Annotated in this window: 5 protein-coding genes; 4 read left to right on the top strand and 1 reads right to left on the bottom strand. The window is 45.8% G+C overall.

Features of this window, described 5'->3' with window-relative positions:
* The first annotated feature begins 32 nt into the window (after positions 1 to 32).
* Together OKC24_RS12035 and OKC24_RS12040 are read left to right on the top strand one after the other, a co-directional pair.
* Positions 33 to 743, top strand: a complete 711-nt coding sequence (locus OKC24_RS12035) for a type 1 periplasmic-binding domain-containing protein (protein ID WP_438800941.1) — start codon at positions 33 to 35, stop codon at positions 741 to 743.
* Positions 744 to 1292: 549 nt separating this feature from the next.
* Entirely contained in the window at positions 1293 to 12110 is a 10818-nt protein-coding gene (locus OKC24_RS12040; RefSeq protein ID WP_265465311.1) for an ESPR-type extended signal peptide-containing protein, read from the top strand.
* A 419-nt stretch (positions 12111 to 12529) separates the two neighbouring features.
* Here OKC24_RS12040 and OKC24_RS12045 read toward each other — a convergent pair whose 3' ends face one another.
* Positions 12530 to 13330 carry an undecaprenyl-diphosphate phosphatase gene (locus OKC24_RS12045; RefSeq protein ID WP_265465314.1) on the bottom strand — a complete coding sequence of 267 codons (801 nt, stop codon included), beginning with the start codon at positions 13328 to 13330 and terminating at the stop codon, positions 12530 to 12532.
* 449 nt (positions 13331 to 13779) lie between these two features.
* Between OKC24_RS12045 and OKC24_RS12050 the strand changes: the two genes are divergently transcribed.
* Both OKC24_RS12050 and OKC24_RS12055 read left to right on the top strand, forming a co-directional pair.
* The gene (locus tag OKC24_RS12050; protein WP_265465317.1) at positions 13780 to 14766 is read left to right on the top strand and encodes a quinone oxidoreductase family protein; all 987 of its coding nucleotides are present in this window, start codon (positions 13780 to 13782) and stop codon (positions 14764 to 14766) included.
* Between the two features lie 13 nt (positions 14767 to 14779).
* On the top strand, positions 14780 to 15628 hold the full coding sequence (locus OKC24_RS12055; protein ID WP_005011126.1) for a TauD/TfdA dioxygenase family protein: 849 nt from the start codon (positions 14780 to 14782) through the stop codon (positions 15626 to 15628).
* The last annotated feature ends 53 nt before the right edge of the window (positions 15629 to 15681 follow it).

Genomic DNA, 15681 nt, shown 5'->3' on the forward strand with positions numbered 1-15681 from the left:
CAAAGTTCCGATGTCTTTTAAGGTATCACACAGTGAAAAAACTTTTTTTAATGCTGATTGCTTCACTGAGCTTAGGTTTTTTAGCAGCATCCATGAGTGCATTTGCAACTAAAGTGAGTACGCATATCGCATTAATTTCTCAGACAAACGGGCCATCATACGCAAATGATTTGGCCATAAAGGAGCACTTGGAAGCCTTGGGATATACCGTTCAAATATTAGACCAGCTCCAAGATCCAAAACAAATTAAACAAGTTGATGCAATTATTTTATCTTCAACAGTTGGATCAAAAAATTTAAAAGCAGGATGGCGGCAGTTAGAAATTCCATTAATGACATGGGAAAGTGATTATATTGATGATTTAGCCATGACGGGGAAGCGCTCAGGTCAGGATTTTGGTGAAGTCGACAAAGCTCGATATTTATGGCTTGTAAATGCGCCACACCGCTTATCTGCGAATTTACCTGCGGGCACGCTGAATGTTTATAAAAAACAGACCATGATGAATTGGGGGAAACCTGGATTAGGGGCTACGATCATTGCGACGGTCTACGGCGAACCTGAAAAAGCAGCAATTTGGGGATATGATAAAGGTGCAACTATGGATTATGAATCTTTAGCACCGGCTAAACGGCTGATGTTCTTTCTTCATAATGACACTTTTTCAGACTTGTCTTCAGATGGGGTTAAGTTATTCGATGCGAGTGTAAAGTGGCTGATGGCGCCGGAAAATTTAAAATGATGGAAATAGAGCTGCAAATGTTTAGCAATCGATGGAAGTTTAAAACCTCAATTCTGTATTAAATTTTTCAGGCTTTAAAGCCCTGTTAAAAGTATATGCGCAATTGATGGGATAAGCTCAGAAGCATTTAAGGTGAGGCAGCTTCAAAATGAGGCTGTCTTATATCTAAGATACTGAATGCAATCCAAAATTTACAACTTGGAACTGAGTGGAAAATAATTTATGAGCGAGGTTTTTTATCAAAAAATTTGAATTGATATGTTTTGTATTTATATGAATAGTAAAAAGAATAATAAATAATTGGTTGTGCCTAATACGTCCCTATTATCCCTATTTACAGTGATAGTAATCATTTTTATCGAATGATTTAATTGCCCGGTTAATCAAATCAATAAATTTATCTCTTATTTGTTAAATATTTTTAAATTTTCAATTCAAAGCTAGCAGTATGTATTTGATCGATTCTTGCAATGAGTGATATCAGGCAAAGCAATCATTTCATCAATATCTCGATAGTTAAGCATTGAAAATATTATTTTGGAGAAAATAATGAATCATGTTTACCGCATTATATGGAATGAAACTCTTGGGGCATGGGTTGCTGTTGCTGAGAATGTAAAAAGAAAAGGGAAAAGATCAACAAGTAAGACAGCTTTACAGTCAGCATTTTTGTTAGCACTGCCCGTGATTGGGTTGAATGCCTATGCTTATGATGCAGTTACAACATGCAAACCAACTTCAAATACCGCAATAAATTGTACAGACAGCAATAATTTTACACAGACAACCACGCTTGGTGCAGGTTCCTACAGTAACAGTGATAATAAAGCGATAGGTGCGAAAGCGAAAGCTGAAGATGGTAAAAATGGCAGAACGGGTGTGCTGTTTGTACCTCCAACTTCAGGTAAGCCTGGAGGGGATACTGGATTAACTTATGTTGCCGATGGTGGTGCCAGTATTGATGTACAAACTGGTGTTGTCGTCATGAAATTTAAAGCGACATCAGGCAGTGATACGTATATAAAAACAATTACTTTAACGCCAAAAGATAAACAGAAACTGACAGAATATACTGTTGTTGAAAGTACCCAGAAAAATTCAGATCCATCCGTCAATACGCCTGCCAGAACTGTGACTGCAACTGTTGCCTATGACCCATCTGATGAGGAAAAGTTTATAGTTAAGATTCCATCTTATGATTTAACAATGAATTTCTCACCAACAACAAAAGCTGAGGCTGCGAGTCCTGCTGCAATAAATGACAGTCTTAATGTCATTGTGAAAGGACAGGGGAAAAACCAGACAACAGTCAAAAATCATAATGGAATTGCGATTCAGGCTGTCAATGAGGGCGGTAAAGGCGGTAAGGGTGGATCATATTATTTAGGTGGAAAAGGTAAAGCTGGCGGTGCAGGTGGTGATGCTTCTGATGCTGTGCTTAATGTTTCAAATTTAAAAATTGAGACCACAGGTGAGTCGATTGGGCTATATGCAGTTTCCAGGGGAGGAACTGGCGGCGATGGCGGCGGATCATATGCTGCTGCAAATGCGCAGGGTGGAAATGGCAATCCAGGCGGTGAAGCAGGAAAGGCAGTTATTCAAACGGACAGTCTGGAAATTATTACTCATGGCAAAAATTCTGTAGGAGTTTTAGCTGTGAGTGAAGGAGGTCGTGGCGGAGATGCCGGCGGATCAGTCGGTATTGTTTCACATCAAGGAAAGGGAAGCAGTGCAGGAAAAGCAGGATCAGTTGAAATCTCAACTGATAAAAATACGACTATCGTTTCTAATGGTGATGAATCCACAGGAATTTTAGGGCAGTCAATTGGCGGTTCAGGGGGTAATAGTGGCTATGCTGTAGGGATTGCCGCGTTGGGAGGTTCCGGTGGTTCTGGTGGTGATGCGGATACAGTAATAATTAATAATAAATCCAGTATTACGATGAATGGCAAGAATGAGTCTTCAGCAATTATTGCTCAGTCATTAGGTGGTGGTGGTGGTAGTGGTAAGTTTGGTGCTGGTCTAGTCACTTTAGCAGCAGAAGGGAATGTTGGTGGCTATGGTGGAAAAGTTGTTGTGGATAATCAAGCCAGTCAGTTGATTACAAAGGGTTCATTTTCGTATGGAATCCTGGCTCAATCTATTGGTGGAGGTGGTGGTAATGGTGGTACAGCAATTGGTCTAGCAGCAATAGGCGCAGAAGGTGGGGAAGGTAACAAAGCGGATGCAGTAGAGGTCACCCAATCTGGAAATATCACTACAGGTTCTAAGGAGGCAACCAATTCATCTGCAATCCTTGCTCAGTCTATTGGTGGTGGTGGTGGTAATGGCAGTACGTCAGTGGGGGCAGGTCCAGTTTCATTAGCTATCGGTGGTAAAGGCGGTAAAGGTGGAGCTGCAGGTGCAGTAACTGTAGATATGCAGAGCGGCAAGCTGATTACATCTGGTACAGATTCTTCAGGGATTCGTGCTCAGTCCATTGGTGGCGGTGGTGGTAATGGCGGGGTGGCTGTATCAGCTGGTGCAGGAGTTGGTATAACGGCAAACATTGCTTTGGGGGGGAATGGTGCTGAGGGTGGTGTTGGTGGAGCAGTTAATGTAAAAGCACAGTCTGGGGCGATTGAAACATCGGGTGATTTATCAACAGGTGTTCTAGCTCAGTCGATAGGTGGCGGTGGTGGTAACGGTGGGATTACAGTTGCTGCAAGTGCAAGTTCGAGCTTAATCAGCGCAAATGTAGCTCTTGGTGGAGCAGGTGGCAAAGGCGGTAAAGCTTCGATTGTTGAGGTTGATAATGCGGCATTAATTACAACAACAGGAAATTCATCAACAGGAATTCTCGCACAATCTGTTGGTGGCGGTGGTGGTAATGGTGGTATTGCTGTAAGCGGAAGCATAGGTCCTTCTGTGTTGAATGCCAATATCGCTTTAGGTGGCAAAGGTGGGGCAGGTGGTCAGGCAGATACTGTAAAAATCATAAATAAAGCTCAAATTGTCACATCGGGAAGCAGTTCATCAGCAATCGTCAGTCAGTCGATTGGTGGTGCTGGGGGGAATGCTGGCGGTGCAGTCGCTGCTTCACTGGGCAGTGCAAATGCAGTAAATCTGGCCATTGGCGGTAAAGGTGGTGCAGGCGGAAAAGCAGGTGTTGCCAAAGTAGAAAATGATGCTGATTACATTGAAACCAATGGTGATAACTCATCAGCGATTGTTGCACAGTCGATTGGCGGTGATGGCGGTAATGGCGGCTTTGCCGGTGCTGCCGATATCATGGGCGGAAATTCAATTGGTCTAAGTTTTGGCGGTGCAGGCTCAGCAGGCGCTGAAGCAAATAATGCGATAGTGAACAGTACGGGTGAAATTGCAACCAGAGGCAATAACTCCTCTGCAATTGTTGCCCAGTCTATTGGCGGAACTGGCGGTAATGGCGGTCTGGCACTTGCTGTTAAGGCTGGAGGCAATGGTGTATTTGCCGCAAACGTGGCTCTAGGCGGTGCAGGCGGTGCAGGCGGTCAATCCAAAGATGTTTCAGTTACGGCAAATAAGTCAAAAAATTCAGTGCTAAATACAATCACTCTGTCAACGGAAGGGAATAATGCGATTGGCATATTGGCGCAATCGATTGGCGGCTCAGGCGGTAATGGCGGGTTTTCTGTAGCAGGAACGGCTTTGACAGGCGGTGGATATTCAGCTGGAGTGGCTTTAGGTGGTGGTGGCAGCACAGGGGGGACGTCTCAGAGTGTAGTTATTGAAACTGATCATAATATTGCCACAAACGGTGATGCCTCTACAGCCATTGTGGCTCAATCCATTGGCGGTGACGGTGGTAATGGTGGATTTGCTATCAGTGCAGGATTGGATGTCAAAGCGGCTTCAGCAAATGTAAGTCTCGGTGGCGGTGCAGGTGCTGGAGGAACTTCTGGTTCTGTTAATGTAGATTCATATGGTTCAATGATAACCAAAGGCTCAGGTTCAGCAGGAATTATTGCGCAGTCTTTGGGTGGTGACGGCGGTAATGGCGGTTTTGCTGTGTCTGGCGGGACTGCAATTGGTGGAACAGTGAGTGTCGGATTAGGTGGTTCTGGCGCTAAAGGTGGTAAGGCTAGTGCAGTCAGTGTAAAGGCTGGCACAAAGAAGAATGAGCAAATCACTAAAACTTCTGGTGAAAGCTCAACGGGAATACTTGCTCAGTCACTTGGCGGCTCTGGCGGCAATGGCGGTTTTTCAGTAGCTGCGGGTGCCAGTGCTAATTTATATCCGAGTGCCAGTGTAGGCGTCAGTCTGGGCGGAAAAGGTGGCAATGGTGGAACTGCTGGTTCTGTCACATTAGTTTCAAGCAATACAGTGATTACAGAAGGGAATCTTTCATCCGGTTTACAGGCACAGTCTATTGGTGGAGGTGGCGGTAATGGCGGCTTTTCAGTTGCAGGTTCCGCAGCATTGTCTTTAGAAGGTGCGGCGGGAGCAATTTCAGTCGCATTGGGTGGCGGGTCTGGTAAAGGCGGAAACTCAGGCAATGTAAAACTGAACAGTGATGGTGATATTGAAACTTCTGGTAATTCATCTCATGGTGTCGTTGCCCAGTCAATTGGCGGTGATGGAGGCACGGGCGGTTTTGCAGCAGGTTTAAGCCTGTCGGCTTCGCTCGAAGGCGCTCCTGCATTTTCAAGTGCTGTAACTGTTGGTGGCAATGGCGGAACGGGCGGTAAATCAGGTGAGGTCAAAGTCACTGTAGATAATGATATTGCCACGCATGGCAATAATTCATCCGGTATTATTGCGCAATCGATTGGCGGCTCTGGTGGCGATGGCGGTTTTTCAACGTCGGTTTCTCTGGCGCTCAGTGCTAAGCAAGCTATCAGCTTAGGAGCAAGCGTCGGCGGTAATGGCGGTGATGCGAACACAGCAAATACAGTGTCTGTGAATAACTCCGGAAGTATTGAAACTACTGGAAACTCGTCCTCAGCGATATTGGCTCAATCCATCAATGGCAGCGGCGGTAACGGAGGATTTGCTGCAAATCTGAGCGGAGCTTTTGCGCAGGAACTGGCTTTAAGCGCTTCAGTTTCTGTTGGCGGCAAGGGCGGAAATGCTGCCGGCTATAATGCTTCAACTAAAAAGAACTCAACTGCCCCGGTCAATAATGTTTCAGTTCGCAATATCGCTTCCATTGATGCAAATACTCCTGTATTAGACCAGGTACAATCAATTGCGACCGCAGGTTCGTATTCCAACGGCATTCTGGCTCAATCCATTGGCGGTAATGGCGGTAATGGCGGGTTATCAATTGCGGGTAGTATTGCAGGTTCATTAGACAGCACCGCAGCTGGAGTCAGTGTGAGTGTCGGCGGTCAAGGCGGTAATGGCGGACGCGCTGGAAACGTTGGAGTTGTAAATAAAAATTATGTCATTGCAACTGAAGGCGTAGGCTCCAGCGCGATTGTGGGTCAATCCATTGGCGGTGAGGGCGGCAATGGCGGCTTGTCAGTTGCAGCCAGCATTGCGGTCAATGCAAAAGCAGGCACAGGCAAGGCTTTGGCATTATCGGCAAGTGTTGGCGGCTTTGGAGGAAATGGCAATACTGCGGGTGAAGTCAGCATCGATTCTGATAACAGCCATATTTTAGCGGAAAGTAAACCAGATCAGCCCATTTATACAATCCTCACGGAAGGTTCTGATTCACAAGGTATACTGGCGCAATCCATTGGCGGCGGCGGCGGCAACGGTGGACTTTCCGGAAGCTTTGCTTTAAGTATTTCAAAAGACAATTCGGCACCGGCAGCATCAGTATCGATTGGCGGTTGGGGCGGCGACGGCAACACATCTGATACTGTTACGGTACATTCAATAGATAATATTGCCACATTCGGAAATGGATCGTCAGGCATCGCAGCCCAATCCATTGCGGGCGCTGGCGGTAATGGCGGATTTGGGCTATCGGTTGCGGCAAGTTCAAATTTGTCCGAAGATAAAAAGGCTCTAAGTGCATCAGTTGCTGTCGGTGGATTTGGTGGCAATGGTGATGCAGCTGGCAAGGCTAATGTCGATTCTGAAGGATTGATTAATACTTTTGGAAACTACAGTAATGGCGTATTAGCCCAATCCATCGGCGGCGGCGGCGGTAATGGTGGTATGGCAATGACAGTTGATGCATCACTGGCCAAAAACAGCATGGGCTTATCTGCAAGTGTTGGTGGCTGGGGCGGTACAGGTGGTACAGGAGGCGCTGTTGATGTTAAGCGTCTTGGTGATATTGCTACAGATGGCGCGCGCGCAGCGGGAATTTTAGCGCAATCGATTGGCGGTGGCGGCGGTAACGGCGGCAACAGTTATAGTGGTTCTGTATACATTGATAGTCCTAAAAATACGGATAAGGCGACCAATATAACCGCCTCAGTCGGCGGCTTTGGCGGCAGTGGCAATACAGCAGATATTGTGACAATCAACAGCATCGGTAATATCTTTACTTCGGGTATGTTATCCAGTGCTATTCAGGTCCAATCCATTGGCGGTGGGGGGGGTAACGGCGGCAATGCTAGCACCATGACTTTAAAACTTCAGTGTGGTGATTTGTGTAAGGACAGTTCATCGAGCAATACAGGTAACTCTAATAGCGGCAATACAGGTACATCAGGCGGCAGCAGTACTTCGGGTTCAAATTCTACTGCAGCCTCAACCGCGAAATCAGATACCAATATTTCTTTCAGTGTTGGTGGTTGGGGGGGGATCGGAAATGATGCCGATGATGTCAATGTCACCAGTTCAGGCATACTGGCAACCTCAGGTCGTGGTTCACACGGTATTTATGCTCAGTCCATCGGCGGTGGTGGTGGCGATGGTGGAGCTTCAATCGTTGAATCCAAGGTTTTTAACCTTACGAAGGATGGAACTAACCTATTAAATCCTTCAGATATTCAGTTAAACAATAATAAGTTGACCTTTGCCTTAGGTGTAGGCGGTTATAAAGGTGCGGCTGGTCAGTCTGGCGAGGTTCATGTTGAGCACGCTGGGGTTATTGTGACCGAAGGTGATAATGCCAAAGGTATTTTTGCACAGGCGATTGGCGGTGGTGGTGGTAATGGTGGTGATACTGAAGGTGCTACAGTCGGTGTTGGCGGCGGTGCTTTACAAGAAGAATTAGCTGTAGGTTTGAGCGAGTTGGCAGGTGTATTTGGCCAAACATGGGATACCAGCAGCTTAGAGGGTTCGGCTGGCGATGCTGGCTTAGTTAGTGTGATCACGAAGCAAACGCAGTTGGCTGGTGATATTCAAAACATCATTTATACCAAAGGCAATCGTGCAGATGCGATCTTTGCGCAGTCAGTGGGTGGCGGTGGTGGTGTAGGCGGTACAGCTTCAGCAAAACTGGCAATTGGTGGCGATGGTGGGACAGCGGGTAATGGCGGTAGAGTTATCGTAGCAAACGCATTATCCTTATTTACTGACGGGCTTTTCTCACGGGGTATTTTTGCTCAGTCAATCGGTGGCGGTGGCGGTACGGGTGGAGATGTTGAAAACAAAGCCACGGTCGGCATTGGTGGTTCTGGTAAAAATGCAGGCAATGCTGATACTGTAACTGTTGACAATGATGCAGGTATTCTGACCAAAGGTGATGGTTCTCAGGGGATTCTCGCGCAGTCCATTGGCGGTGGCGGTGGTACGGGCGGTTCTGTTGAGCAGGCAACCATAGCAATTGGTGGTGGTACTTTAGCGAATGTCCTGGATGAAATCAGTGATGCAAAAGTAAAAGGTATACCTGTATTTACCACGGCGACCGGTGGTGATGGTCAGGTTGTGACTGTCACTAACAGTGCCACTGGCACGATTGAGACACAGGGTGAACGTGCTGCTGCGATTCAGGCACAATCCATTGGTGGGGGCGGTGGTGTTGGTGGTAATGCATCAGGCTCAGTTTCAGTCGGAGGATTTGGTTCGGCAGCTGGTAATGGTCAGAATGTGATTCTGGGCAATGAAGGTATTTTACGGACCTTTGGTAAAAACTCATCGGCAATCGTAGCACAGTCCATCGGCGGTGGCGGTGGTGATGGTGGTTCCAGTGACGGTGGTGTGGATACTAAAGACAACACAACCAAAGAAGCGTTTATTTCTGTGGGTGGCAATGGTGCACATGCAGGTAATGCCGGGCAGGTTACTGTCACTAACTCATCAGAGTTGATTTATACAGAAGCAGAAAACTCCAAGGGAATACTGGTTCAATCTATTGGCGGCGGTGGCGGTCAGGGTGGTTCAAGCTATGGTATTGACATAGCAGGTACTATTGGTGGAGCAGCAAATACGGTCAAGGAAAAACTGGGATCCATTGGTTTAGGCAGTGGAGCAACAGCCAGTGTTATTTCCGCCATGACATCTGTCAGTGGTCTGGTCAGCACAGCTCAAGGCGTAATTTCTGCTCCATTGCAGGATTATTTTAATTCGATGAAAAATGCCATCGCAGGCGGAAATGCATCGGGCGTAACTGTTAAAAATACAGGAAAAGACGGGTTGATTATCACTAAGCACAATGGTGCAGATGCCATTGTTGCTCAGTCGATTGGCGGCGGTGGTGGTACATCGGGCAGTGCTTCAGGCATATTGATTGCAGGTGCAGCAACAGGTGCAGCAGGTAATGCAGGAACTGTTGGTGTTGAAAATCTAGGCGAGCTGTATACACTAGGCCAGCATGCAGCAGCAATTGTGGCGCAGTCGATCGGCGGCGGCGGCGGCTTAAGCAGCGGTTTGGATCAAACAGCAGTTTATGCTCAGCTTGGCGCTTCAAATGCTTCTGGTCTTGGTGATGCAGTCACTGTAACGAATGCTGGATTAATCTCGACAACAGGCCGTTTATCTCAAGGTATTATTGCTCAGTCTATCTCTGGCGGTGGCGGTTCAATTGGCTTGAGTGAGCAATTATCATTTGGTGGAACCAATACGGCGCAAAGCAATGCCTCAAATGTGACAGTTCATAACTCAGGTTATATTGAAACTGCAACGGATGGCTCATCTGCAATTATTGCGCAATCGATCGGCGGCGGCGGCGGTCTTGCTGCAGGTACGCAAAATGTACTGCAATCTGGGGCGGCTTCTGGCAATAGCGGAAATGTTTCCATTAACAATGTTGCAGCAGTAGGCGCTCAAACTGCTGGAATATACACCGCGGGTAATTTTGCACACGGTATTATGGCGCAGTCTATTGCAGGCGGCGGCGGTTATGCCAATCAGCTTGATGCTAATGGAAATGTCACAGGATTCTTTGCATTAAATGCAGGCGGTACAGGTATTGCAGGCAATGTAGATGTTGAACAGCTTGGAAATATTACAACGCAGGGTGAAGGCTCATATAGCATCTTTGCTCAAAGTTTGGGTTCTACCAACGGCAATATTAATATTAACGTTGGACAAGACAGTGTCTTGATTGGCGGTGAATCATCTGGTGCGGCAATTGGTTTATTTGATGGTCATACAAATACAGTGACCAATGCTGGTTACTTAACAGCACAAGGAGAAACTACAGGTTCCTATCTAGATGCAAATCGACAATTGGTTGAAAGCGGATGGTTAGACGGTAACGTGATTAATGCTGGTACAGGTAATGATGCCATTGTAAACAACGGCTTTATGACAGGTTCAATCTGGCTGGATGCAGGACAAAATAGCTTGACCAATTCGCTGAATGCATGGCTTGTTGCAGGTAAAATGATCCAGATGAATCTAGCTGGCGCATCGACTTTAGGTGAAGCTGTTAACTCTGGAAATTGGGCTGTAGGTGGTGTTAATCAAGTCGGCGCGACATATTTAGCGGGTAATTTTACTCAGGATAAGACTGGCGTGATGTATTGGGACTATGATTTAGACCGTTCATCTGTTCAGCCATCTGCTGTTCCAGTATTGCGCAGTCTAATGAGCACAGCTTCAACTTCTAGTCTTGGCGCATCGGATATTATGACTGTAACAGGCACTGCAACTTTAGGCGGTTCAGTCTCAGTGAATTTGCTGAACCCGAATCAAGTGACGCCAGGAACATTTGATCAAACGATTGTAAATGCTCAGAACGTTGTGGATACAGGGTTTACAGTGAATGCTGTTCCATCGGCAGTGGCCTTATTTAATAAAGTGGTGACCAATAATTCTTCCGCGATCCGTGCAAATATTGACTTTGCGCGAACTGAATTGAGTAAAAATGGGCAGAACTTGGGGCAAGCCATTAATGCAATTCAGTTAGATCAGACCAGTCCTGCATTTGGACCGGTTGCGGCTGCATTATTGTACCGTTCCGATATTGCGGCTTTGCAAACCGCTTATGATTCGATTAGCGGTGAAGGGAATGCTGCAATTTTACAAACAGCGTTTAATCATACTCAAGGTGTGATGAATGACATCTCTGTTCAATCAGACTATTGGCGTTCTCGTTCAAATTATGCGAAGAATAATAATGTCTATACAGTAATTTGTGACCAATCGACTGCAGACGGTGAGCAATGCATAGATGACAGCCAGTGGCGTGTTTGGATTAGTGGACAAAACGGAAAGCATACAATTAATAATGACACACGTTCAGGAACAGCAGATTATTCGGCTGACAGTTATAGAACGGTTGCAGGTTTAGATTATGCGATCAATAAAAACACTTTATTGGGTTTTGCCTTTGGTTCTTCAAAAACACAGTTTGATGTTGCTGACCGCGAAACCAGCGGTCTCGTAGAAAGCAATAGTTTGGCATTCTACGGCAGTAAAGATTTTGACAAGATGTATTTGAAAGGTGCTTTAAGCTATGACTGGCTTGATGCAGAGACCAGACGATTTGCATTTGTTGAAGGTTCAACTGCTCCTATTGTTCCAGTAGCAGGTGTTGCCAATAATTTACAGGCTGAATTTGACGGAAAAACGTTTAACGGACGCCTGGAAGCTGGCTATAAAACCAATTGGAAAAAGCTGAATATTACGCCATTTGCAGGTGTTCAGCTTTCATTCGCTAAGATTGATGCGGCCACTGAAACAGCAGCTGAAACGGATGATTTACTGGCATTGGCTTATAGCAAAAATGATGCTTATTCTGCCCCTGTATTTGTTGGCGCGCAGTTGGATACGATGTTCATGTTTAGCGAAGGCAGTATTCAGCCATATGCAAAACTGAGTTTTGCGCATGATTTCTCGACAAAGCGGGCAATGGAAGCCAGTTTTGTCTCTGCGCCAGGATATAAATTTGAAGTGCAAGGCGCCGTGCCAGATGCAAATACCATGGATGTCAATCTAGGTTTTAAAATGACATCGATTACCAACTTAGCATTTTATGGCCAATTTAATGGGCAATATTCAGAAAATGGCGCAAAAAATGAAGGCGGAACTTTAGGATTGGAAGTGCATTGGTAAGCTAAAAAGAGAGAAAACAATTCCAAGAACAGGCACTCAGGTGCCTATTTTTTATAGATACTGTAAAGCTTAAAAGCGCTTCGGCTACACTGCAGTAATGGATCAGCGGGAGCTGGAATTGGCTTTGCTGCATCCAGAATCTGAAGTTAATGTTTACCTAAATATTCGATATGAAATAAGAAGTTTTGATATAAGGTCTGTCTGATTCAGCGGAATTATTGAGTCAAACAATACATATATAGATTTCATGTAGTTGATTTTGAACGTGCCTTGTACTAAGTTTACCGGCTGGCAAGCACTGTTTCACAAGGCAATGAGATAGCCGGTGTTCGGCTATCTTTTGCTTTTTAAACGGCTTTTATATTAAATAGCGGTTAGCTGGCATTTAAATGTGTACAGTGAAGTTTTTCAAAACCCATCTATAAAAATACAATCAATAAAATTACACCCAATATTACCCGATACCAAGCAAATACTCTTAAGGTATGTTTTTCGACAAATTTAACCAAGGCTTTGACGACAAGCAAGGCCGCAATAAAGGCTGCGGCAAAACCGGCCGCAATATTCATCATATTGTCTGAGGATAAGACACTTGCATTTCGGATAAGGTCATAGGTGGCTGCGCCCAGCATGGTTGGCATGGCCAGAAAAAAAGAAAACTCTGTAGCCGCTTTGCGCGATAAACCGGAAAGCATGCCGCCAATAATGGTTGCGCCTGAACGGGAAGTGCCTGGAATCATGGCCAGGCATTGGGCAAAGCCGACAAGGATGGCTTGCTTGAACGTAATGTCCGTGGCTTCAACGGTTTTAGGTTTAAATTCTTTGGCTTCGACTGCAAAAATAATCAGTCCGCCTATGATAAGCGCACAAGCGACGACCAGCGGGCTAAATAAAACCTGCTTAATAAAATCGACAGCGAAGATCCCAATCACCACAGCAGGAAGAAAGGCCAAAAAGACATTAGCGGCAAAGCGTCTGGCATGCATATCGCCAGAGAAAAAGCCTTTAAGCAGATCTACAATTTTTTGCCGATATAGCCAGCACACGGCAAGAATGGCGCCCAGCTGAATAATCACTTCGAAAGCGCGCCCAGAATCCGATTGAAAATTGATAAGGTGGCCAAAGAGGATCAGATGCCCTGTACTCGAAATGGGCAAGAATTCGGTTAAACCTTCAATAAGCCCTAAGAACAAGGCTTTCAGCAGTTCAAGATTGTGCATAAATAAAAGAATGAAATGATTAAAAATTGGCATCTTTTTTAAGGCATTTTGCATGTTTTATAAATAGGGATAAGACAAATTTTTACGCAAAGTGCTTTATTTTTGATTTTAAGGCTGCGGATGCCGGTCATTTCCGCAAGCAGTGCACTTAGGTCTGAACAGCATTGATCTGCAGCAATACAGCTTTATGCAATGAAAGGGAAAGAAGCCATCTTGCGCCAAACCTCAATGAATCTCTGTTGCGCATCTTCTGTGAATTTCTGAGTAATTAAATTTAAACAAGAAAAATGCTAAATCTTTAATTTGTAATTAGATATACGAAATTAGCAAATAGCCGTGTCGCAAAATGCTAAGCCGGTGTCGTGATATGTAAAGTGGCCTGTCTTCTGAGTGATGTAGTTTTGCTGAATAGCTTATTGGCACTGAATAAAAATCAGCAGGGATAGAAGATGACTTTAAATCAAGCAGTACGGTTCAATGAAGCAGGCGCGCCAGATGTGATGTATCTTGAAGATATTGAAGTCGGCGAACCGGCAGCGGGGCAGGTTCGCGTACGCCATGTTGCGGTTGGGCTGAATTATGCAGATACCTATTTCCGTGACGGCACTTACAAGATTGCGCTGCCGAATGGCATGGGGGTAGAAGCTTCGGGAGTTGTCGATGCCGTTGGTGAAGGCGTCAGCAATGTTCAGGTCGGCGACCGTGTCACCTATACGGGTTTTATCAATACGCTTGGCGCGTACAGTACAGCAAGATTGGTTGATGCCAATGTACTCATCAAATTGCCGGAAGGCATTTCCTGTGAAACTGCGGCGGCGATGACCATGCGCGGTTTAACTTCAGCTTATTTGATGCGCCGCATTTATGACTTTAAAAAGGGCGACACGATTTTATTGCATGCCGCGGCTGGCGGTGTCGGGCTGATTGTTTCTCAATGGGCAAAACTGCTGGGATTAACCGTCATTGGCACCACGTCTTCTGAAGAAAAAGCGGCGATTGCCCGCGCTCATGGCTGTGATCATGTCATTAATTACAGTCATGAAAATGTAGCTGAATGCGTACGCGAATTGACGAATGGTGTCGGTGTCAATGTGGTGTTTGACAGTGTCGGCAAAGACACCTTTATGTCTTCACTTGACTCTCTTAAACGCCGCGGCTTATTGGTTTGCGTAGGTACGGCATCAGGGCCGATTCCAGATTTCAATCCGGTTTTGCTGGCCATAAAAGGGTCACTCTTTATTACCCGTCCTGCCTTGGCAGACTACATTGCAGACCCTGCAGAAAAACAGGCACTGGCTGATGAGATATTCGGCCATGTCAGCAGCGGGCGCATCAAGATTGAAATTAATCAGCGTTATGCACTCAAAGATGCAGTTCAGGCACACCGTGATTTAGAAGCGCGTAAAACGACAGGATCATCAATTTTTGTAATTTGAAAAGGATTTTCATATGCAGGTTGAAAAATTAAGCTGCCATATTGGGGCAGAAATAAGCGGCATAAATTTAGCAGATGCGATTCATGATGATGATTTATTTGCAGAAATCCGCAGTAATTTACTGCAGCACCGTGTTGTGTTTTTAAGAGACCAGCATATTACACGTGCAGAACATGTGGCATTTGCGGAACGTTTTGGACAACTGGAAGATCATCCCGCTGTAGGCAGCCATCCGGAACATCCGGGGCTGGTGCAGATTTATAAAAGTCCGGATAGCCCAATCGACCGTTATGAGAATGCCTGGCATAGCGATGCGAGCTGGCGCAAAGTCCCGCCGATGGGGTGTGTCTTGCGCTGTATTGAATGCCCAACTGTCGGCGGCGATACCATGTGGACCAATATGGTGATGGCATATGAAAACTTGCCTGAGCATATTAAAGAAAAAATTGCTGACCTGCGCGCTTATCATAGCATTGAAGCAAGTTTTGGCGCAGCCATGCCTATTGAAAAGCGTCTGGCTTTAAAAGCGCAATTTCCCGATGCAGAACACCGGGTTGTTCGCACCCATCCGGAAACAGGCGAGAAAATTCTGTATGTGAATGCCTTCACCACACATCTGAGTAATTTTCATACCAAAGAACATGTGCGCTATGGACAGGATGCCAATCCCGGCGCATCGGAACTGCTGCGCTATTTGATTACTCAGGCGTATATCCCAGAGTATCAGGTGCGCTGGCGCTGGAAGCCGAACAGTATTGCCATTTGGGACAACCGCAGCACGCAGCATTATGCCGTAATGGACTATCCGGCATGCCACCGCAAAATGGAGCGTGCCGGCATTATTGGCGATGCGACGTACTAAGTTTGCAATAACTCACATTTATTAATTTCACAATTGAAAAAAACATTAGGAGC

This window comes from Acinetobacter entericus (assembly GCF_026168575.1).
In the GTDB taxonomy this organism is placed as follows: domain Bacteria; phylum Pseudomonadota; class Gammaproteobacteria; order Pseudomonadales; family Moraxellaceae; genus Acinetobacter; species Acinetobacter bouvetii.

What these genes read in the sequence shown, in the direction of transcription:
- OKC24_RS12040 (WP_265465311.1), top strand. Translation starts at nt 1,293, where the DNA reads ATGAATCATGTTTACCGCATTATATGGAATGAAACTCTTGGGGCATGG.
- OKC24_RS12045 (WP_265465314.1), bottom strand. Translation starts at nt 13,330, where the DNA reads ATGCACAATCTTGAACTGCTGAAAGCCTTGTTCTTAGGGCTTATTGAA.
- OKC24_RS12050 (WP_265465317.1), top strand. Translation starts at nt 13,780, where the DNA reads ATGACTTTAAATCAAGCAGTACGGTTCAATGAAGCAGGCGCGCCAGAT.
- OKC24_RS12055 (WP_005011126.1), top strand. Translation starts at nt 14,780, where the DNA reads ATGCAGGTTGAAAAATTAAGCTGCCATATTGGGGCAGAAATAAGCGGC.